Here is a 20,556-nt window from a genome sequence, read left to right on the forward strand (position 1 = left end):
GAACGTACACATGGACGCTCAACCCACCACCCCGGTCCCCCCGCCGGGGTGCCCGGCCCACGGCTCGGGCGGCCGGGTGCCGCTGTACGGGCCGGAGTTCGCGGCCGACCCGCAGGCCTACTACGAGTTCCTGCGCCACTACGGCCCCGCCGCCCCCGTGGAACTCAGCCCCGGCGTCGAGGCCACCCTGGTCACGGACTACGCGACGGCCCTGCAACTGCTCCAGGACTCCACCTCCTTCCGCAAGGACGCGCGCCGCTGGCGGGCCTTCAACGAGGGCAAGGTCAGCCCGGACAGCCCCGTCGCCCCGCTGCTGGCGTACCGCCCCAACTGCATGTTCGCGGACGGCGCGGAGCACATCCGGCTGCGCCAGGCGGTCACCGACAGCTTCGCCAAGGTGGACAGCAGGCGGCTGGCGCGCAGCACCGAGCAGATCTCGGACTACCTCATCTCCCAGGTCGGCACCCGCGGTTCGGCCGACCTGCTCGGTGACTACGCCAAGCAGCTCCCGCTGTTCGTCTTCAACGAGCTGTTCGGCTGCCCCGCCGACATCGGTGACCGGGTGCTGTTCGGCATCTCCGGCATGTTCGACGGCGTCAACGCGGAGAAAGCGGTCGGGGTCCTCTTCCAGGCCGTCGGGGAACTCGTCGCCATCAAGCGGTCCCGGCCGGGCGACGACGTCACCTCCTGGCTGATGCAGCACGAGGCGGCCCTCACCGACGAGGAGATGGTCCACCAGCTCGCCCTGCTGCTCGGCGCGGGCGCCGAACCGCTGCGCAACCTGATCGGCAACACCCTGCACCGGCTCCTCACCCATGACCGGTACGCCCGCGAGGGCGGACTGATCGAGGAGGCCATCGACGACACGCTGTGGGAGAACCCTCCCATGTCCAACTACGCGCCGCACTACCCGGCGTCGGACATGGAGTTCGCCGGACAGCACCTCCAGGCGGGCGACCTGGTGCTGGTCGGCTTCGCCGCCGCCAACACCGGCCCGGCGCTGTCGGCCGCCCGCAAGGCGGGCAGCAACCGCGCCCACCTGGCATGGAGCGCGGGCCCGCACGCCTGCCCGTCGAAGGAACCGGCCCGGCAGATCACGGTGACGGCGATCGAGAACCTGCTCAACCACCTGCCCGACATCGAACTCGCCGTACCCGAGGACAGCCTGACGTGGCGTCCGGGGCCCTTCAACCGGGCCCTGGCCACCCTGCCCGCCCGCTTCACCCCGATCCGCCCGCTGCGCCAGCCCACCGCGCAGCAGCAGACCCCGCGGACCCCGGTCGCCGACACCCCGGCCGCCGCGGCGCCCGCGCGCAAGCCCGAGCGCGGGCTCTGGAGCAGCTTCCTCAACTGGATGAAGGGCTGACCCGACGGGATCATGGAGTGACGCACTCCACAGCGCACCAACTTTCGTACACCGCATGAAGGTTCAACGGTACGGGTAGTGAGCAACGCGGCATCCGAACGCTTACGAGGCAGAGGAGGCGTGATGCGTCACATATCTGTCGATGTCGCATATCGTCCCGGCAGACCACAACCCCTACCGTCGGACCGCACCCCGGTACCCGCCCCACCAGGCGGGTATCTTTTTGCCCCCGCCGAGCCCCTGCGGGCCGCCTGGTGACCCCCCTGAGGACCGGTGACCGCCAGGGGCCCGGCATATCCACCCTCGGCGACCTCACCACCCGGCAACTGCACCGGCTCAGCGGCGTCGCGGGACTGTCCGACGCCGACGCCGACACCTACGCGGACGTCCTGACCGAGGCGCTGGGGGCGGTGGCCGCCCGGCCGCTCGACCTGCCCCCGGCCGCCGAGTCCTTCCTGTCCGACGACCACACCCCGGTGGAGTTCTCCCTCTCCTTCCGGCCCGGCACGGCACCCGCCCTGCGCGTGCTGGTGGAACCAGGCTGCGGCGCAGGCAGCCTGGCACGCACCGGCCGCAAGGGGCTGAGGGCCGTCCGGGCCATGGCCGGACGCTGGAACTTCGCCACCGACCGGCTCGACGCCCTGGCGGACCTGTTCCTGCCCGCGTCCCCCAAGGGCCCGCTCGCCCTGTGGACCGCGCTGGAGCTGCGGCCCGGCGGCGTGCCGGGGGTGAAGGTGTACCTCAACCCGGCGGCGGCGGGACGCAAGCGGGCCGCCCAGACGCTGGCCGAGGCCCTCCGCCGCCTCGGTCACGGCCGGGCCCTCGCGGCCCTGCCGGACGCCGACGGCTACCCCTTCCTCGCCCTGGACCTCGGCGACTGGGACACCCCCCGGGTCAAGGTCTACCTCCGCCACGACCGCCTCTCACCCACCGAGGCACCGGGCCTGTCCCGGGTGGCGGGCGGGCCCGACCCCGAGAGCGTGGCGGAGTTCTTCCGTACGGTGGCGGGTCCCGGCCTGCCCAGCCTGGACCGCCGTCCGGCCCTGACGTGTCATGCACTCACCGACAGTGCGGTGGCCCGTCCGACCGGCTTCACCCTGCACATCCCGGTCCGGGACTACGCCCCCCACGACGGCGAGTCCCTGGCCCGCGCGTCGGCGGTGCTGCGCCGCCACGGCATGGACCCGGCGCCGCTGGCCCGCGCCCTGGCCGCCGTCACCGACCGGCGTCCGGAGGACGGGGTCGGCCTGATCGCCTACCTGGCCCTCGTCCACCAGCAGGGCAGCCCGCCGCGGGTGACGGCGTACCTCTCCTGTGAGGCGTACGCCGTCCGCCCGCCGAACGAACGGGCCGTGACACCCCCGCTGGAGGTGGTGCACTGACACCCGGGAGGCTCCCGGCGGACGGCCCGCGGGGAGCCTCCGGTGGCGCGGGGCGGGGGAGCGGACGGCTAGACGGCCTGCACCTCCCGCAGTTCGCCCAGGTAGGGGCCGACGTCCACCTGGATGGAGGCGCCCTCGGTGCGGCCGTAGCGGGCCGCGATCCCGTCGAGGTACGCGTCGATCTCCGCGCGCATCACCTCGGCGGGCGGCAGCCCGGTCTCCCCGGCGATGATCCGGGCCAGCCAGTGCGCCTGCGCCTCCACCAGCCGCGTGATGGCGCCCAGCGGCCGGACCAGCCCCACGAAGTACAGCCCGGGGCGCTCCGGCGCGACCGCCCGCTTGTACAGCCGCACCGCGCCGTCCGCCCCGGCCGGGCACCCGGCGGGCAGGAAGGGGAAGTCCATGCGGAAGCCGGTGCAGTACACCACGGCGTCCGCCTCGGCCCAGGTGCCGTCGGCGAAGGTGACCAGGGGACCGTCGAAGGACGCGATGGACGGCTTCGGCGTGACCGTGCCGTGCCGGATGCGGCTGAGGATCTCGTCGGAGATGGTCACCGCAGAGGAGAAGACCGGGTGGTCCGGCTCGGGCAGCCCGTAGTCGCCCAGCCTGCCCCGCGCCACGAGCAGCGCCTGCTCCACGAACCGGCGCTGCTCCTCGAAGGACATCCCGGTCCACCAGGGCGCCTCGGCGATCTCGTCGAGGGACAGCCCGAAGAGCTGCTTGGGCAGGATGTGCAGTCCCCGGCGGACCGACAGCAGGGTCCGCCCGGCGTGCCGGGAGAGGTCGGCGGCGATGTCCACCGCGGAGGCGCCGAGGCCCACGACGACGACGCGCTGGCCGGTGAAGTCGGAGCCGTCGCGGTAGTCCAGCGAGTGCAGGATCGTTCCGCTGAAGGTGTCGGCGCCCGGCGGCAGCGGACTGGGCAGCGACGGCGCGGAGTTGTGCCCGGAGGCGACGATCACCTGCTCGAACTGCCGCGCGGTCACCGTGCCTTGCGCGTCCCGGCTGAGCACCGTCCACAGGCCGTCGTCCCGCCGCCGTACCGACACGACCTCGGTGCGCGTCTCGATCCGGTCCAGCACCCCCGTCCACTCGGCGAACGCCCGCAGGTACGCGGCGACCTCGTCGTGCCGCGGGTAGAGCGGGTAGGCGTCCGGCATCGGGAAGTCGCGGTAGGCGGTGAGCTGCTTGGCGGTGTTCAGGTGCAGCGACAGATAGCCGGGACCGGGCTCACCGGCCCCCGGCCGCCGCCAGATCCCGCCGACGTCGGGCGCCTTCTCCAGGCAGACGAAGCCGATCCCGCGCTCCTTGAGCGCACGCGCCACAGCCAGCCCGGACAGACCTGCACCGATCACGCACACGCGCACGGTGACCCCCACAAAACCGACACCAGTTCGTTTCGCACGGCCATTGACTGCCCACGGGTCCCGGCGTTCACACCCGCCCGCGCTGTCGCCCACGTCACTGCCGCGAGCGGCGGTGCGGGGGTTCGCGGCGGGCCGGGGGCGCGACCTGACGCAGAAGCGGCGCGCGGTCGGCAGACGGGTGTGCACGGGGCGTCCGCGGGCGACTGTGAAGGCGTACCGGCCGCCCCCCGAAGGGAACCACCCGCCATGACCGACCACCTGCCCGGCTCCCCGGCCCGCCGCCCGCTGCCCCGGCGCGTGGCGCCGCTGTCCCTGCGGGTCCACCGCGTGGTGTGGAACGCGCTGCGCGTCCCGCTCGCCGCCGACCTCCGCTACGACCCGGCCAGCCCGCTCACCGTCTCCGTCACCTTCCGCCCGGCCGAGGGGCCGCGGGTGACCTGGCACATCGGCCGCGACCTGCTCTCCGACGGCCTGACGGAGGCGACCGGCGAGGGCGACGTGCGGATCTGGCCGCTGCGCGGCAGAGGCCGGTGGAAGGTGTGCCTGCGGCTGCGGTCGCGGGGCGTCCAGGCGCTGTTCGAGGCGGACCTCAGGACGCTGGAGAACTGGCTGCGCGGCACCTACGAGGTGGTGCCGGACGGCACCGAGCTGGCCGGGGTGGACTGGGACGCGCTGGCGGCGGAGCTGCTGGAGGGGGGATGAGCGCGCCCGGCCGGTTCAGGCGGCCTCGCGCCCCCGGTGCTTCCAGTAGCCGGAGAACGTGATGCGGTCCTTGGGCAGCCCCGCGCCGTGCAGGTGCCTGCGCCCCTCGGCGGCGAGCGCCGACTCCCCGACGACGTAGGCGTATCCGGTGGGGTCGACGCGGGTGTGGCGGCGCAGTTCCGTCAGGGCGGCGGTGCCCGGAACGGTGTCGGGGGAGTCGCGGACGACCCAGGTGACCGTGAGCGCGGCGGGCGCGTCCAGCGGGCGCCGGTCGCCCGGGGCGGGGACCTCCTGGATGAGGCGGCCGACGGTGTCGCGGGGCAGTGAGCGCAGGATGCCGGTGGTGGCGGGCAGTCCGCTCTCGTCGGCGACGATGAGCACCTCGGAGGCGTCCGCCGGGCGGTCGAACAGCAGGCCCTGGTCGAGGACGGCGAGCGCGTCGCCGGGGCGGCCCGGCAGGCCCAGATCGCGGCGCCGCCCTCCGGTTCGCCGCTCGGGCCGTGGTGGACGACGAAGTCGATGTCCAGCTCCGCGGCGCCCGGCCGGTGGTCGGCGACGGTGTAGTTGGCGCAGTGCGGGCGTTCGTCCTCGGGGATGGCGAGGTAGGCGTGCCACCACCGGCCGTCCGCCAGCTCCGGCAGCCGCAGCGCGCGTTGGTGCGGCAACCGGAGGAAGAGCCGGAACCGGTGGTCGTAGCCGAGCCAGGGGAAGTCGACGAGGTCCGGGCCCGTGACGGTCACCCGGTGCAGGGAGGGTGACACCCGCTCGGAGCGGGCGACTTCGGCCTGGTAGAGCCTGGGCGTGTTCGGCATCCGTGTCGTCGACATGAAGGTGAGGTTCCTAGCCTTACTGACGACACGAGCCTTACTGATGCCGCGAGCCTCGCTGGTGACACAAGTGAGCCCCTGTGATCGCGCCGAAAGTAAGGTTAGGCTAACCTTAGCGTGTGAGTACAGGTGAAACGGCCGACAAGGCCCCCCACGTGCGTGGTCGCCCGCTGGCGGCCCGGAACGTGACCGTCGCGTACGACGGCGTCGACGTCGTCCATGACGCGGCGATCGCGCTCCGGCCCGGAGCGGTGACCGCCCTGGTGGGCCCCAACGGCAGCGGCAAGTCCACGCTGCTACGCACCCTCGCCCGCCTCCAGCGGGCCCGCGGCGGCACGCTCACCGTCGGCGCCGACGACGGCACGGAGACGGACGGCCTGGCGCTGACGGCCCGTGAGTTCTCCCGCCGCGTCGCCCTGCTGACCCAGGGACGGCCCACGCCCAGCGGGCTGACCGTGCGGGACGTGGTGGAGTTCGGCCGCTACCCCTACCGCGGGCGCTGGGGCCGGACCGACCCGTACGGGCCCGCCGCGGTGGCGCGCGCCCTGGCCATGACCGGCGTCGAGGACCTCGCGGACCGCGCCGCCGACCGCCTCTCCGGTGGCCAGCTCCAGCGGGTCTGGCTGGCGAGCTGCCTCGCCCAGGAGACCGGCGTCCTGCTCCTCGACGAGCCCACCACCTACCTGGACCTGCGCTACCAGGTCGAACTGCTCGACCTGATGCGGGACCTGGCGGACCAGCACGGCATCGCCGTCGGCGTCGTCCTGCACGACCTCGACCAGGCCGCCGCCGTCGCCGACCGCGTCGCCCTGCTGCACGCGGGCCGCGTCGTCGCCGACGGCCCGCCCGAGGACGTCCTCGCCCCCGACCGCCTCACCGAGGTCTACGGCATCCGCGTCGAGGTCACCACCGACCCCCTCACCGGCCGTCTGCGCACCCGCGCCATCGGCCGCCACCACGCACGCACCGAAAGGCTCAGCACCACCTCATGAGACGCTCCCTCAGCACCGCCGCCGCGGCCGTCGCCGCCGCCCTCGCCCTCACCGCCTGCGGCTCCACCGAACCCGCCGCCAGCGGCGACGACAAGGGCACCGAGAAGATCACCCTCACCGACGCGAGCGGCGCGAAGGTCACCCTCGACGGACCCGCCGAGAAGGTGGTCGGCACCGAGTGGAACGTCGTCGAGAGCCTCGTCACCCTCGGCGTCGACCCGGTCGGCGTCGCGGACGTCAAGGGCTACACCACCTGGGACACCTCCGCCCCGCTGACCAACACCCCCAAGGACATCGGCACCCGCGGCGAGCCCAGCATGGACACCATCGCCGCGCTGGGCCCCGACCTCGTGGTGGCCACCACCGACCTCCCGGCCGCCGCCGTCAAGCAGCTCAGGAAGATCGCCCCGGTCCTCCAGGTCCGCTCCGCCGACGCCGCCGACCAGATCGGCCGGATGAAGGAGAACCTGGACCTGATCGCCGAGGCCACCGGCACCGAGGCCGCCGCCACCCAGGCCAAGGACGCCTTCGACGCCAAGGTGGCGGAGGGCAGGAAGGCCCTCACCGACGCCGGGCTCGACGGCGCCGACATCGCCTTCGCGGACGGCTACGTCGCCTCCAACCAGGTCTCCATCCGCCCCTACACCAGCGGCTCCCTGGTCGGCGCCGTCAACGAGGCGATCGGCCTGGAGAACGCCTGGACCGTCGAGGGCGACGAGAACTACGGCCTGGCCACCACCGACGTCGAGGGCCTCACCGAGCTGGGCGACGTGCGGTTCGCCTACATCGGCGGCAGCGACGAGGCGTCCGACCCGTTCGCGGACGACCTCGCCGACAACTCCGTGTGGAAGTCGCTCACCTTCGTCAAGAAGGGCAACGTGCACCGGCTGCCCGACGGCATCTGGATGTTCGGCGGCCCCAAGTCCATGGCGGCGTACGTCGACGCCGTTGTCGCCGCGCTGACGAAGTAACGCCATGGCCGTCACCGCAACCACCCCCGCCGTCCGTCCGCGGGAGGGCACCGCCAGGACGGGCGCGACCGCGGTGACGGCCGTGCTCGTCCTGCTGGTCGCCGCGCTCGCCGTCGTCGACATCACCCAGGGCACCGCCGCCGTCGGACCCGCCGAGGTCCTCAAGGCCCTCACCGGCCGCGCCGACCCCGGCGACGCCTCCGTGGTGATCGCCTCCCGGCTGCCCCGGATGACCGCCGGACTCCTCGTCGGCGTCGCCCTCGGCCTCGCGGGCGCCGCCCTCCAGGCGGTCAGCCGCAACGTGCTGGCCGCCCCCGACACCCTCGCCGTGAACGCCGGTTCCTACCTGGCGCTCGGCCTGCTCGCCGCCACCGGCGTGTCGCTGCCGCTGCTCGCCTCCTCCGGCGTGGCCTTCCTCGGCGGACTCGGCGCCGCCGCGGTCGTCCTGGCGCTGTCCGGCCTCGGCGCGGGCACCGTGCGGCTCGTCCTCGCGGGCAGCGCGCTCACCCTCGGGCTGTCCTCCGCCACCGAGGGACTGCTCCTGCTCTTCCCGGAGCAGACCGAGGGCCTCTACCAGTGGAACCAGGGCAGCATCAGCCAGAACGGCTTCGACGGCGTCCTCCAGATGGCGCCCGTCGCCGTCCTCGCCCTGGCCGGACTGCTGCTGACGGCCCGTCGGCTCGACGCGCTCGCCCTCGGCGACGACACCGCCCGCGGCATCGGCGTGCCCGTGCGGTCCACCCGGGTCACGGTCGTCGTGCTCGCCGCGCTGCTCTCGGCGGCGGCGGTCACCCTCGCCGGGCCCATCGGCTTCGTCGGGCTGTGCGCGCCCGCGCTCGTCCGCCCGCTGGCCCGCCGCCTCGCCCCGTACCGCCGCACCCGGCTCGCGCTGCCCGTCGCCGGACTGGTCGGCGCGGGCCTCGTCCTCGGCGCCGACGTGCTGCTGCGGGCGCTGGTCAGCGCCCAGTCGGCGGTCGCCGTGCCCACCGGCGTCGTCACCAGCCTGCTCGGCGCGGTCTTCCTGGTCACGATGGCGGTACGGGCCCGCGACACCGGCGGCGCCAGCGCCCCGGACCGGCTGCGCATCCCCGGCCGCGCCGTCTTCCTCACCACCACCGGCGTCCTCGTCGCCGTGGTGCTCGGGGTGACGGTCGCCGGGGTGCTGCTCGGGGACGCCAAGCTGCTCCTCGGGGACGTCGTCAACTGGGCGCGGGGCCAGGCCGTCCCGTCGGTCTCCTTCATCCTCGACACCCGGGTGCCCCGGGTCGTCGCCGCGCTCCTCGCGGGGGCGGCGCTGGCCCTGTCCGGCACGCTGGTGCAGGCCGTCACCCGCAACCCGCTCGCCGAACCCGGCATCCTCGGCGTCTCCCAGGGCGCCGCGCTCGGTGCCGTGCTGCTGGTCACCTCGGTGCCGCTCGCCGGGCCGTGGGCGGTGGCGGGCGCCGCGCTGGGCGGTGCCGCCGTCAGCGCCGTCGTCGTGTTCGGGCTGGCCGCCCGGGGCGGCTTCCAGCAGAACCGCCTCGTCCTCGTCGGCGTCGGGGTGTCGGCGGCGGCGACCGCGCTCATCAGCCTCTTCATCGTGCTGACCGACCCGTTCAACGCGACCAAGGCGCTCACCTGGCTGTCCGGCTCCACCTACGGCCGCACGCTGCCCGACGCCCTCCCGGTCGCCGCCGTGCTCGCCCTCGGCGTCGCGGTGGCGGTGGCCCGGCGCACCGAACTCGACCTGGTCTCCCTGGACGACGACACCCCGGCCCTGCTCGGACTGCGGCCCGCCTCCGCCCGGTCCGGCTTCCTCGCCCTCGGTGTGCTGCTGAGCGCCACCGCCGTGGCCGCCGCGGGCACCGTCGGCTTCGTCGGCCTCGTCGCCCCGCACGCCGCCCGCGCCCTGGTGGGCCGACGGCACGTCAGGGTCGTCCCCGTGGCGCTGCTGCTCGGGGCCGCCCTGGTGTGCGCCGCCGACCTGCTCGGCCGGACCGTCATCGCCCCGGCCCAGGTGGGCGCCGGGGTGATGACGGCCGTCATCGGGACGCCGTACTTCCTGTACCTGCTGGTCCGGACCCGGAGGTAGCCGGACGGTCGCCCACTAGGCGGTGTGCAGGGTCAGGCCGTAGCGGTTGAGGATCTCGTTCACCGGCTGGAACCAGGTCTGGCCGCCGCTGGAGCAGTTGCCCCAGCCGCCGGAGGTGACACCCTGGGCCTGGTCGCCGCTGATGAACGAGCCGCCCGAGTCGCCGGGTTCGGCGCAGACGCTGGTCTTGGTCATCTGGTGGACGGCGCCCTGGCTGTAGTTGACGGTCTCGTTCTTCGCCAGCACGGTGCCGCAGTGCCAGTGGGTGGTGGAGCCGGAGCGGCAGATCGAGGCGCCGACGGGTGCCTCGGCGGAGCCGCGCACGAGCTGGTCGGAGACGGTGCCCCAGCCGAGCACCACCGGCACCGTCCACCAGCCGCTGCCGACGCTGACCCAGGCGTAGTCGTTGTCCGGGAACGACGAGCCCTGGAAGGTGCCGATGTACGACCCGTCCCAGCCGCTCACCCCGGCGCCCGCCCGGCCGCAGTGCCCGGCGGTGACGAACCCGCCGTGCACGGAGAAGCCGATGGAGCAGCGGACGTTGCCCGTGTAGTAGGGGTCGCCGCCGACCGTGCCCGCGGCGAAGGTCTCGGGAGCCGCCGCCACCGTCCGCACGGTCACCGGACCGGCCTCGCGGGCGCGGTCCACGAACCGCTGGACATCGTTGTCGGCGCGCTCGCCCGCGACGACGTCCACGACGACGGAGTTGGCGGCCGGGTCGACGTGCCAGCCGCTGACGCCCGCCGGGGCGTCCAGCCGGTCCACGCGTGCCTTGGCCGCGTCGAGCCGCCGGGCGCTGTGCTCGACGGTGCGGACCGCCGTCCCGGCGTCGCGCAGGGCGCGGACCGTCGCGCCGGAGGCGTCCGCGGTGACGGCGACGGTCAGCTTCCCGCTGTCGGCGTCGAACCAGGAACCGGCGTACGCGGCTCCCGCGGTCCGGCGTGCGGTGGGTTCGAGGGCGGTGGCCCGCTCCTCGGCGGCGAGGCGGGCCTCGGCCTGGGCGCGGGTGAGCCCGAAGTCCCGCCGCATGGCGTCCAGCAGACCGGGGGAGGCGGATTCCTCGGTGGCGGTGGGGGTGCCGCTGTCGGCGGCGGCGGGGAGGGTGCCCGCGGCGGCCAGGCCGCCCACGACCAGCAGCGTGGCCAGGCCGACGTGCCTGAGGGTGCGCCGTACGGGCGTAAGGCTGGTGGGGGTGCGTCTCATGGGTGGGTTGCCCTTCGTCGTTCCCGGTGTGGGGGTGGAACAACAACTGATTGAGAGCGCTCTCACGGTGCTGGTGCGGAGCTTAGCGGGCCAGGCCCGACAGGTCCATGCCAATCGCACGGTCTCTGTCCGGCCCGGCATCCCGTCAGGAGGGCAGTGCCGCCAGCCAGTCGGTCAGGATGCGGTTGACGTCGTCCGGGCGCTCCTGCTGGATCCAGTGGCCGCAGCCCTCCAGCAGGTGGGAGGAGACCAGGCCCGGCAGGGTGGCGGGGAAGGCGTCGATGGCGTCCTTCAGCCAGGTGGTGGACGCGTCGAGCAGACCACCGGCGAACAGCGACGGCCGGGTGATCGCGGCACCGTCCTGGTCGGCCAGGTCCGCCCAGTCGCGGTCCATGTTCCGGTACCGGTTCAGCGCCCCCGTCAGACCGGTCCGCTCGAACTCACCCGCGTACACGTCGAGGTCGCCCTCGCCCAGCCAGGCGGGCGTCGCCCCGGCCGGGAACCGGTCCCGCAGCGTTCCGCCGGGGCCCACGAAGTGCGGGTCCGGCGCGCCCGGCGCGGGCAGGGTGTCGCCGGACAGGGCGGCGTAGAACCCGGCGAGCCAGCCGCGCACATCGGGTTCGATCTCCGCCTCGGCGCGTCCGGGCTCCTGGAAGTAGGAGACGTAGAACTCCTCCGGGCCACCCATCCGGCCGAAGACCTCGCTGGGCCGTGGCCCGCCGCGCGGGGTGTACGGGACGCTCAGCAGCCCCACCGCGCGGAAGACGTCCGGGCGCAGCAGCGCGGAGTTGGCGGCGATGTTGGCGCCCCAGTCGTGGCCGACGACCACCGCCGACTCCTCGCCCAGCGCGTGGACGACGTGGGCGTTGTCGTCCACCAGGTCCAGCATCCGGTAGGCGGCCGGGTCCGCGGGGCGGGAGGATCGTCCGTAGCCGCGGACGTCGACGGCGACCGCGCGGTACCCGGCCGCGGCCAGCGCGGGCAACTGGTGGCGCCAGGAGTACCAGCTCTCCGGGAAGCCGTGCACCAGCAGCACCAGCGGCCCGGTGCCCTGCTCCACCAGATGGATCCTGCCCGCTGGTGAGGGAACCAGCCGGTGGGTGAAATCCTTGACGTGCGCCTGCATGAGTCCTCCGGGTACGCCGGTCCGCTCCCGTCGATCATGCGGCGGGCCCGCGGCCGGGCCCGAACCGTTTTGCCGGTCCGGCACAACGTGCCGGACGCGGACGGGGGCGCCGAGTCCGGCGTACGGGCGGGGATCAGTGGTACTTCGTAGAACTGGTGCCCGGTACGGCGCACACCGCTTCGGCGGCCGACAGTGAGGAGTCGCGGTGCGATCACGGACACGGCCGCAGGGCGCGGAGCGCGGGCCCGGACGGCCCCAGGACGGCACGGACCCCCGGCGCTGGAAGGCGCTCTGGGTGACCCTGGTGGCCGGGTTCATGAGCCTGCTCGACGTCACCATCGTCGCCGTCGCCCTGCCCACCATGCAGCGGGACCTGAACGCCTCCGCGCCCGCCATCCAGTGGGTCGTCTCCGGCTACGCCCTCGCCTTCGCGCTGGTGCTGGTCACCGCGGGGCGGCTCGGCGACGCGCTCGGCCGCCGCCGGATCTTCCTGCTGGCCCTCGGCGGCTTCGTGGTGTGCAGCGCGGCGGCGGGCGCCGCCCCCGGCATCGGCGCCCTCGTCGCCGCCCGCGTCGCGCAGGGCGTGTGCGCCGGGTTCCTGGCGCCACAGAACTCCGCCCTCATCCAGCAGATGTTCCGCGGTGGCGAGCGCGGCCGGGCCTTCGGCCTGTTCGGTGCCACCGTCGGCATCTCCAGCGCGATCGGCCCCGTCACCGGCGGACTCATCCTCGCCCTCGCCAGCGGCCCCGAGGGCTGGCGGTGGATCTTCTACGTCAACGTCCCGGTCGGCGCCCTCGCCCTCGTCCTCGGCCTGCGCCTGCTGCCCCACGCCCGCCCCGCCGGGGGCCAGCGGCTCGACCTGCCCGGCGTCGCCCTGCTCGGCACCGGCGTCCTCGCGCTGATGCTGCCGCTGGTGCTCGCGGAGTCCGGCGGGGTGCGCACCGTGTGGTGGCTGTTCCTCGTCGGCCTCGCGCTGCTCGCCGTCTTCGCCCGCTGGGAGCGCGCGGTCGCCGCCCGCGAGGGACAGCCGCTGCTCGACCCGCGGCTGCTCACCGAGGCCCGCGGCTACGCCACCGGCGCCGCCATCGCCACCCTGTACTTCGTGGGGTTCAGCGGGGTGTGGCTCGTCTTCGCGCTGTTCTTCCAGAACGGCCTCGGGTACTCGCCGCTGCGCTCCGGGCTCGCGGTGACCCCGTTCGCGGCCGGGTCGGCGCTGGCCGCGTTCGTGGCCGGACGGCTGGTGGAGCGGCTCGGGCGGCTGCTGACGGTGTGCGGCCTCGCGGGCGTCGTCGCCGGGCTCGGCGGCACCGCGCTGATCCTGCACTGGGCGCCCACCGACCTCGCGCCGTGGCTCGCCGCGCCCGTGCTGTTCCTCGGCGGCGTCGGCAGCGGCTGCGTCATCTCCCCGAACGTCACCATGTCGCTGCGCGAGGTGCCGGTGCGGATGGCCGGGGCCGCGGGCGGCGCCCTCCAGACCGGGCAGCGGCTCGGCGGCGCCGTGGGCACGGCGGCGCTGCCGGGCCTGTTCTACCTGGTCCTCGCCCAGGACGACGACCAGTACCGCACGGCGGTCGCGGTCGCCGTCCTCTGCGGCGTCCTGCCGGTGCTGGCCGCGCTCGTCCTCGCGGTGCGGGACTGGCGCAGGCACCGCGGGGGCACCGGACGGTCCCGCCCCGAGGACCGCGCGCACCGCCCCGTGCACGCCGGGCACGGCTGAGCCGCGGGCCGCGGGGGCTGGCCCGGCGCTTTCGGGGAAGGTTCTCCGAAGAGCGGTCCCGCCGGTACGGTCCGGCGGGCTGGGGGGAGAGGTCGGGTGGTACCGGTGGTCAGGGTGCGGGCGCACCGCCGCCAGGCCTGGGCGGCCCGGTCGTCGCTGACGGCCGCCGCCGCGGCGGTCCTGCTGCCGCTGGTCGAGGGCGGCGTCGCGGGACTGCTGCTGCTCCTGCTCGGCCTCGCCGGACTCGCCGTCACCTTCGCCGCGCTGTGGTGGACGCTGTCCCGCCGCGGCGCCCCGCGCCTGGCCGCCGCGACCGTCGCCCTGCTCACCCCCGTCACCGTGATCATCCTCTTCGCCCGCGCCAACCTGCTGTGGGTCGTCCTGCTCTCCGCGCTGCTGTGGTCGGCGGCGGTGTGGAGCGGCCGGTACGCGCTGCGCACCACCGGCCTGCGCCGCAGCCGCGCCAAGGAGTACCGCACCCCGCCGCCGCGCCGCCCCTTCGTGCTGCTCAACCCGCTCTCCGGCGGCGGCAAGGTGGAGCGGTTCGCGCTGCGCGAGAAGGCCGAACGGCTCGGCGCCCGCGTCGTGCTGCTCGACCCCGACAAGCCGCAGGACGTGACCGAGCTGGCCCGCGCCGCGGTGGCCGACGGCGCCGACCTGCTCGGCGTGGGCGGCGGCGACGGCACCCAGGCACTGGTCGCCGCGGTCGCCGCCGAACACGGGCTGCCGTTCCTGGTGATCTCCGCCGGTACCCGCAACCACTTCGCGATGGACCTCGGCCTGGACCGCGACGACCCCGCCGCCTGCCTGGACGCCCTCACCGACGGCGTCGAGGTCCGCGTCGACCTGTGCTTCGCCGGTGACCGCCCCTTCGTCAACAACGCCTCGTTCGGCGTGTACGGGGCGGTGGTGCAGAGCCCCGGCTACCGCGCCGACAAGGTCGGTACGGCGCTGGGCCTGCTGCCCGACCTGCTGTCCCGCCAGCACGGGCCGCGGCTGACCGCCCGGGTCGGCCGGGCCACGTTCAGCGATCCGCACGCCGTCCTCGTCAGCAACAACCCCTACCGCATGGACGACCCGTTCGGGTTCGGCCGCCGGGCCCGCCTGGACACCGGACGGCTCGGCGTCGTCGCGGTCCGGGTGGACAGCGCCGTGGACGCCGCCGAACTCCTCCTCGACCCGCGCGGGTTCGCCACCACCACCTCCCACGACGTGGTGCTGCACGCCGACGCGCCCGAGGTGGAGGCCGGGCTCGACGGCGAGCCCGTCACCCTGCCCGTCCCCGTCCGCTGCCGCATCGAACGCCGCGCCCTGCGCGTCCGCGTCCCACGGAACCGGCCCGGCGTCCCCGACCCGGCGCCCCGCCTCGACTGGCGCCGCCTGCGCAAACTCGCGGCGGCGGTGGGCCGTACCGCCGCCCCCAACCGCTCCCCGCGCGGGCACGGCCCCGCGGACCCAAACCCTACGACGGCCAGCCTGCCGCCGACCACGATGTGACCCCTTACCCGGCCCCGCTCGCCGCGGCGCGCTGTTCGAGCCGCCTCAGCGCCATCTCGCCCCACCGCAGGTTCTCCCGCGCGAACGCGATGCCGCCCTGGAGCGTCAGATAGGGGCCGACGCGCTCGGCGGTGGCGAAGAACTCGTCCTCGCTGCGCCCGGCCAGCAGCCGCTCCCGCATCCGCTCGAAACGGGCCAGCTTCGCCGTCGCCCACGCCACCCGCTCGGCGATCGCCTCCCGTACGGCGTCCACGTCCCCGACGTCGGCGCACTGCACCTTCACCATCAGCTCGTCCCGCAGCGCCGTCGGCTTCGTCGGGACCTCGGCGACGTAGGCGCGCACGGCGGCGAGCCCGGCGTCGGTGAGGGAGAACAGCCGTTTGTCGGGCCGCCGTTCCTGCCGCACGACCCGCGCGGAGACGAGCCCGTCGGCAGCCATGCGCTCCAGCTCCCGGTAGATCTGCTGGGGGGTGGCCATCCAGAAGTTGGCGACCGAGGCCCCGAACCCCTTCGCGAGGTCGTAACCGGACGCCTCACCCTCCAGTAGAGCGGCCATCACCGCGTTGCGCAGAGCCATGGCTCACAAATTAACACCGGGCCGCCCGCTCACCGCGGCTGACCTGCGACCGGCCGGACGGCCCCCCGCACCACGGCGGCGAAGTTGGCCACCAGCCGCCGCGCGGCCCGGCGCGCCTCGGGCTCCGCCGCCAGCGCCGCCGTCCGCAGCGCCGCGAGGTCAAGACCCGCGTCGGCGAGCGCGGCCTCGTCCCAGTCGGCGAGCCGCTCGGCACCGACCTCGGGGTGGAACTGCACGCCCCAGGCCCGCTCACCCACCCGGAACGCCTGCACCGGGCAGTCGGCGCTCCGCGCCAGGTGCACGGCGCCGGGCGGCAGCGCGGTGATTTGGTCCCGGTGGTTCTGGATCACGGGGAACGCCTCCGGCAGCCCGGCCAGCAGCGCGTCGCCCGCCGCCTCGGGACGCCGTACGACGGTGTGGGAGCCGCGTTCCGGCCGACCGTGCGCGCCGGTCACCGCGCCGCCGGTGGCGACCGCGAGCACCTGGGCGCCCAGGCACACGCCGAGCAGCGGCACCCCGCTCTCGGCGCACCGCCGGGCGAGGTCGCGCTCGGCGGGCAGCCAGGGCGCGTGCGCGTCCGCGTCGGGCAGGAAGCCGCCGCCCAGCAGCACCACGGCGGCGAAACCGGCCGGGTCGACGGGCGCCGACCCGCCGGGCAGCTCCGTCACGGCCAGCCCCTCCTCACGCAGCCAGGGCGCGAGGCGGCCGGGGCCGCTGCCGGGGGAGTTGCGCACCAGCAGCACGTTCATCGTCGTCTCAGCCATGCGCCCCACACCATCAGAGCCCGCCGCCCGGCGGCAACGACGTGCGCCACACCGGCACGTGTCCGCTCAGCGGACGCTCGTGACCGGATACAGCTCTTGACCGTCCGTCGGTCTCTGGCTGAACATCAGGCGCGCACTTCCGCACCAGCGCGCAACGCCCCGCGTCCCTCGGGTCGTTGGCGCGCGCACGGCACTCGCACCGCTCTGGCACCACCGAACCAGGCACCGTCCGAGACTCCCCACCGACGAGAAAGTGCGGACCCCCCACATGACTTCCTCCACCACGAGACCGTCCCGTACCGCCTCCAGACGCGTGGCCGCCGTGGCCGCGGTCGCCCTCGCGGGCCTGCTGGCCGTCCCGGCCGCGTCCTCCGCCGCCCCCGAGCGCGCCGCCGCCCCCGCGGCCCTCGCGGCGCCGGACATCCCGCTCGCGGGCGTCAAGGCGCACCTGACCCAGTTCCAGTCGATCGCCAACGCCAACGGCGGCAACCGCGCCCACGGCCGCACCGGCTACCGGGCCTCGCTCGACTACGTGAAGGCCAAGCTGGACGCGGCCGGGTACACCACGACGATCCAGCAGTTCACCTCCTCCGGCAGCACCGGCTACAACCTCGTCGCCGACTGGCCCGGCGGCGACCCCGACCAGGTCCTGATGGCCGGGGCGCACCTCGACTCGGTCACCTCCGGCGCGGGCATCAACGACAACGGCTCGGGCTCCGCCGCCGTACTCGAGACGGCGCTCGCCGTCTCCCGCGCCCAGCTCCAGCCCACCAAGCACCTCCGCTTCGCCTGGTGGGGCGCCGAGGAACTCGGGCTCGTCGGCTCGAAGTACTACGTCGCCAACCTCCCGGCCACCGAACGCGCGAAGATCTCCGGGTACATCAACCTGGACATGGTCGGCTCACCGAACCCCGGCTACTTCGTCTACGACGACGACCCGGCGATCGAGAAGGTCTTCAAGGACTGGTACACCGGCATCGGCGTGCCCACCGAGATAGAGACCGAGGGCGACGGCCGCTCCGACCACGCCGCCTTCAAGAACGTCGGCATCCCGGTCGGCGGTCTGTTCACCGGCGCCAGCCGCACCAAGACGGCGGCCCAGGCCACCAAGTGGGGCGGCACCGCGGGCCAGGCGTTCGACCGCTGCTACCACTCGTCCTGCGACACCACCGCGAACATCAACGACACCGCCCTGGACCGCAACAGCGACGCCCTCGCGCACGCCGTGTGGACCCTGGGCACGGGCGACCCGCTGCCGCCCGGCGAGGTCTACGAGACCACCACCGACGTCGCCATCCCCGACAACGGCGCCGCGGTCACCTCGTCCCTGACGGTCTCCGGCCGCACCGGCAACGCCCCCGCCGGGCTGCGGGTCGGCGTGGACATCAAGCACACCTGGCGCGGCGACCTGGTCGTCGACCTGCTGGCCCCGGACGGCACCGCCTACCGGCTGAAGAACTCCAGCAGCTCCGACTCCGCCGACAACGTCATCGCCACGTACACGGTCGACGCGTCGAGCGAGACGGCCAACGGCACCTGGCGGCTGCGGGTGCAGGACGTCGCGGCGCAGGACACCGGCTACATCGACAGTTGGAAGCTGACCTTCTGACCTCCTGACGGGAGCTGACGGGAGCTGACGGGAGGTCACGGCCGGGGCCCCGGGGAGCGGGCCGTTGTCAGTGGCATGGTGGAGACTGCGGGCAAGCGAGATCAACTCCGGCCGGACCGGGTAGGCGGTCTCGAAGACCCCGTGGAACCTCGTGGAAAGGCCGCTGGTGAACGCCCGCTCCTCCGCCCCGGTCAGCCGCACCGCCGCCGACGTCCTGCGCATCGTCTCCGACCCGGGGACGCCGGTCTTCGTCACCGTCCACGAGGGGGGCCGCCGCAGATACGGCTACTGGCGGCCGTCGGGCCCCGGTGGGCAGGGCGCGTGCTACGCCGCCCTGCCCACCGACGTGTGCGACGAACTGCGCGCCGCGCGCCGGATCGTGCTCGGCGAGCCGCTGGTCGACCCGGCCAAGACGACCTACCGGGTCCGGGCCGCGACCGGGTGGGCGGCGACCCGGCAGCCGACGGTGGTGGTGCGGGCGGCGTGAGCGGCGTGCCGCGCGCCCGGTCAGCCGATCCCGAGGGTGCTGAGGGTGTGCTGCGCCATCCGTGACTCGCCGAGCGCGTTGGGGTGGACGGGCACGAGGTTGGTGCCGAAGAGCAGCGGCTCGATCCACCGGGTGCCGAGCGGCTTGCAGGCGTCATGGCCCTCGGACGCCTGCGCGAAGTCCACGAAGGTGGCCCCGGTCTCCTGGGCGGCCCGCTGGACGACGGCGTTCAGATGGGCCTGGATGCCGCGCAGGTAGGCCACGTCACCGGAGGCGACCGGCAGCTTGGCGAAGCAGGACGGGTCGGGGGTCGGGGGCATGATCCACGGGTAACCCAGCGCCGCCACCCGGGCGTTGGGGGCCTTGGCCTTGACGTTCTCCAGGGCGGCCTTCAGAGCGGGGTAGGTGTTCCGCTCGATCTGGTCGTCGAAGGTGCTGCCGTGCTTGTCCTTGCACGGGCTGCCCTGGCCGCCGCTGAGCAGTCCCGCGGTGCCGCAGGCGGTCAGGGCGTTGATGAAGGTGCCGTTGTCGTTGCCGCCGATCGTCAGCGTCACCAGCTCGGTGTCCGCGCCGAGCGCCGCGACCTGCGGCGGTACGCCCGGGTACTGGGACTCGGTGAAGTGCTTGGTCTGGGCGGCGCCGCAGGTGACGTCGGTCAGGTGGGCGCCGGTCCGGGAGGCGATGACGCGGGGGTAGTTGGCCAGGGACCGCAGGCACAGCGGCGAGCTGAGGTCCACGGGCAGCACCCCGCTGCCCGCGCTGTAACTGTCGCCGAGGGCGACGTAGTCCAGCGGCTCGGCGGCGTGCGCGGCGGGGGCGGTCAGGCCCAGGGTCGCGGCACTCAGCGCGGTGACTGACGCGAGCATGACACGGCGGAAAATCCTCATCGGCGGGTGCTCTCTTCTCGACAGGCGAAAACGGCGGCTCGGGGCAGGTGTTACCGGGAGGTGCTACCGATAGGTAATGTGCGGGGGGTCCGGCTGGACGTCAACGTTGTTGACGCAACTTCTTACGGCTGAGTACGGCGGAACCCTCGCTCGACCTCCGCCGAACCGTTGCGCCGTCGGGGTGGTACAAGCGTGTCGCGCACCGTCGTTGCCGTGGCCGGGCGGGCGGCCCTGTCACTGTCCCGGTGTGATGATCGTGTCGAAAGATGAACGTGTAGCGCGTCCCGGTGTCCGGGCCCGCCGTGGTCCGCGGACCGTGCTGACGGCGCTGGCCGTCGCCGTGACGCTCGCCACCACCACGGGCGCCGCCGCGCAGTCGTCCACCGTCCTCGGTCCCGACTGGGACGCCATCGCCGCCTGTGAGTCCGGCGGCAACTGGAAGGCCAACACCGGTAACGGCTACTACGGCGGCCTCCAGTTCAAGACGTCCAGTTGGGTGGCGGCCGGAGGTCTGCGGTTCGCGCCGCGCGCGGACCTGGCCACCCGCGGGCAGCAGATCGCCATCGCCAAACGGCTGGCCAGAATCCAGGGCATGGGAGCGTGGGGCTGCGCCTGACCGCCCGAGGTGTCCGGTACGGCGAAGGGCCCGGCACCGCGGTGTGCGGTGCCGGGCCCTCGGTCGGTCGATCGGGTCGCCGGATCAGCGGGTCTCGCGGAACGGGACGTGCGTCCCGGCCACGGGGTCGTACTTGCGCAGGACCAGCCGGTCGGGGTCGTTCAGCCGGTTCTTGCGGGTCACGTAGGTGACCCCGGTACCGGCCGTCGACCTCAGCGTGACGACGGGGCGCACTGTGCTGCGGGCCATGGGCTCCTCCTTCCACCGGCACCACGGGTTCCACGGTTCTCTGACCCGTCCATGCCAGCTACGTCGTGCTCAACGCGGACCGCCCCCGCAGCATTCCCGGCTCGCCGCCGGGCCCGCGTACGACCACCGGGTCCCGCTTCGGAGGA

Annotated in this window: 18 protein-coding genes and 1 pseudogene; 11 read left to right on the plus strand and 8 right to left on the minus strand. The window is 74.3% G+C overall.

The window, feature by feature from the left end; all coding sequences use genetic code 11:
* Nucleotides 1–10: 10 nt before the first annotated feature.
* Entirely contained in the window at nucleotides 11–1,366 is a 1,356-nt protein-coding gene (locus ACFQZ6_RS32835) for a cytochrome P450 (protein WP_381616714.1), read from the plus strand.
* A 254-nt stretch (nucleotides 1,367–1,620) separates the two neighbouring features.
* A complete protein-coding gene (locus ACFQZ6_RS32840) occupies nucleotides 1,621–2,748 on the plus strand; it encodes a tryptophan dimethylallyltransferase family protein (RefSeq protein WP_381616717.1) in 1,128 nt (375 codons plus the stop codon).
* Between the two features lie 68 nt (nucleotides 2,749–2,816).
* Here ACFQZ6_RS32840 and ACFQZ6_RS32845 read toward each other — a convergent pair whose 3' ends face one another.
* Nucleotides 2,817–4,115 (minus strand): flavin-containing monooxygenase, encoded by a 1,299-nt coding sequence (locus tag ACFQZ6_RS32845; protein WP_381618842.1) that lies wholly within the window; start codon nucleotides 4,113–4,115, stop codon nucleotides 2,817–2,819.
* Between the two features lie 246 nt (nucleotides 4,116–4,361).
* Between ACFQZ6_RS32845 and ACFQZ6_RS32850 the strand changes: the two genes are divergently transcribed.
* On the plus strand, nucleotides 4,362–4,817 hold the full coding sequence (locus ACFQZ6_RS32850; protein ID WP_381616720.1) for an SsgA family sporulation/cell division regulator: 456 nt from the start codon (nucleotides 4,362–4,364) through the stop codon (nucleotides 4,815–4,817).
* 15 nt (nucleotides 4,818–4,832) lie between these two features.
* Here ACFQZ6_RS32850 and ACFQZ6_RS32855 read toward each other — a convergent pair.
* Nucleotides 4,833–5,629: pseudogene (locus tag ACFQZ6_RS32855) on the minus strand (siderophore-interacting protein).
* 134 nt (nucleotides 5,630–5,763) lie between these two features.
* Between ACFQZ6_RS32855 and ACFQZ6_RS32860 the strand changes: the two are divergent.
* Genes ACFQZ6_RS32860 through ACFQZ6_RS32870 form a run of 3 tightly spaced genes read left to right on the plus strand, consistent with a single transcriptional unit; the run spans nucleotide 5,764 to nucleotide 9,678 of the window.
* Nucleotides 5,764–6,636: an ABC transporter ATP-binding protein gene (locus ACFQZ6_RS32860; protein ID WP_381616723.1), complete on the plus strand. Its 873-nt coding sequence runs from the start codon at nucleotides 5,764–5,766 to the stop codon at nucleotides 6,634–6,636.
* The gene (locus ACFQZ6_RS32865) at nucleotides 6,633–7,607 is read left to right on the plus strand and encodes an ABC transporter substrate-binding protein (protein WP_381616726.1); all 975 of its coding nucleotides are present in this window, start codon (nucleotides 6,633–6,635) and stop codon (nucleotides 7,605–7,607) included. Before ACFQZ6_RS32860 ends, ACFQZ6_RS32865 begins: the two co-directional genes overlap by 4 nt.
* A gap of 4 nt (nucleotides 7,608–7,611) precedes the next feature.
* Nucleotides 7,612–9,678, plus strand: coding sequence for an iron ABC transporter permease (locus tag ACFQZ6_RS32870; protein WP_381616729.1), 2,067 nt, complete (start codon nucleotides 7,612–7,614; stop codon nucleotides 9,676–9,678).
* Nucleotides 9,679–9,693: 15 nt separating this feature from the next.
* Here the strand turns inward: ACFQZ6_RS32870 and ACFQZ6_RS32875 are convergent, their stop codons facing one another.
* Both ACFQZ6_RS32875 and ACFQZ6_RS32880 read right to left on the minus strand, forming a co-directional pair.
* Nucleotides 9,694–10,881: a S1 family peptidase gene (locus tag ACFQZ6_RS32875; protein ID WP_381616732.1), complete on the minus strand. Its 1,188-nt coding sequence runs from the start codon at nucleotides 10,879–10,881 to the stop codon at nucleotides 9,694–9,696.
* A gap of 145 nt (nucleotides 10,882–11,026) precedes the next feature.
* The gene (locus tag ACFQZ6_RS32880) at nucleotides 11,027–12,007 is read right to left on the minus strand and encodes an alpha/beta fold hydrolase (RefSeq protein WP_381616735.1); all 981 of its coding nucleotides are present in this window, start codon (nucleotides 12,005–12,007) and stop codon (nucleotides 11,027–11,029) included.
* Between the two features lie 205 nt (nucleotides 12,008–12,212).
* Here ACFQZ6_RS32880 and ACFQZ6_RS32885 point away from each other — a divergent pair, with 205 nt between their 5' ends.
* Entirely contained in the window at nucleotides 12,213–13,724 is a 1,512-nt protein-coding gene (locus tag ACFQZ6_RS32885) for an MFS transporter (protein WP_381616738.1), read from the plus strand.
* Nucleotides 13,725–13,820: 96 nt separating this feature from the next.
* On the plus strand, nucleotides 13,821–15,221 hold the full coding sequence (locus ACFQZ6_RS32890; protein WP_381616741.1) for a diacylglycerol/lipid kinase family protein: 1,401 nt from the start codon (nucleotides 13,821–13,823) through the stop codon (nucleotides 15,219–15,221).
* 4 nt (nucleotides 15,222–15,225) lie between these two features.
* On the opposite strand, the gene ACFQZ6_RS32895 is transcribed toward ACFQZ6_RS32890, so the two are convergent.
* Both ACFQZ6_RS32895 and ACFQZ6_RS32900 read right to left on the minus strand, forming a co-directional pair.
* Complete coding sequence (locus ACFQZ6_RS32895; RefSeq protein WP_381616743.1) at nucleotides 15,226–15,798, minus strand: PadR family transcriptional regulator; 573 nt, start codon at nucleotides 15,796–15,798, stop codon at nucleotides 15,226–15,228.
* 29 nt (nucleotides 15,799–15,827) lie between these two features.
* The gene (locus ACFQZ6_RS32900; RefSeq protein ID WP_381616746.1) at nucleotides 15,828–16,562 is read right to left on the minus strand and encodes a type 1 glutamine amidotransferase; all 735 of its coding nucleotides are present in this window, start codon (nucleotides 16,560–16,562) and stop codon (nucleotides 15,828–15,830) included.
* Between the two features lie 268 nt (nucleotides 16,563–16,830).
* Between ACFQZ6_RS32900 and ACFQZ6_RS32905 the strand changes: the two genes are divergently transcribed.
* Nucleotides 16,831–18,171, plus strand: a complete 1,341-nt coding sequence (locus ACFQZ6_RS32905; protein ID WP_381616749.1) for a M28 family metallopeptidase — start codon at nucleotides 16,831–16,833, stop codon at nucleotides 18,169–18,171.
* Nucleotides 18,172–18,322: 151 nt separating this feature from the next.
* Nucleotides 18,323–18,658, plus strand: a complete 336-nt coding sequence (locus ACFQZ6_RS32910; protein ID WP_381616752.1) for a hypothetical protein — start codon at nucleotides 18,323–18,325, stop codon at nucleotides 18,656–18,658.
* A 20-nt stretch (nucleotides 18,659–18,678) separates the two neighbouring features.
* On the opposite strand, the gene ACFQZ6_RS32915 is transcribed toward ACFQZ6_RS32910, so the two are convergent.
* Nucleotides 18,679–19,524, minus strand: a complete 846-nt coding sequence (locus ACFQZ6_RS32915; RefSeq protein ID WP_381616755.1) for an SGNH/GDSL hydrolase family protein — start codon at nucleotides 19,522–19,524, stop codon at nucleotides 18,679–18,681.
* A 271-nt stretch (nucleotides 19,525–19,795) separates the two neighbouring features.
* Between ACFQZ6_RS32915 and ACFQZ6_RS32920 the strand changes: the two genes are divergently transcribed.
* On the plus strand, nucleotides 19,796–20,161 hold the full coding sequence (locus tag ACFQZ6_RS32920) for a transglycosylase family protein (RefSeq protein ID WP_381618845.1): 366 nt from the start codon (nucleotides 19,796–19,798) through the stop codon (nucleotides 20,159–20,161).
* A gap of 84 nt (nucleotides 20,162–20,245) precedes the next feature.
* Here the strand turns inward: ACFQZ6_RS32920 and rpmG are convergent, their stop codons facing one another.
* A complete protein-coding gene (gene rpmG / locus ACFQZ6_RS32925; RefSeq protein ID WP_210919441.1) occupies nucleotides 20,246–20,410 on the minus strand; it encodes a 50S ribosomal protein L33 in 165 nt (54 codons plus the stop codon).
* Nucleotides 20,411–20,556: the final 146 nt, after the last annotated feature.

The organism is Streptomyces flavalbus (genome assembly GCF_042674625.1).
GTDB lineage: Bacteria > Actinomycetota > Actinomycetes > Streptomycetales > Streptomycetaceae > Streptomyces > Streptomyces flavalbus.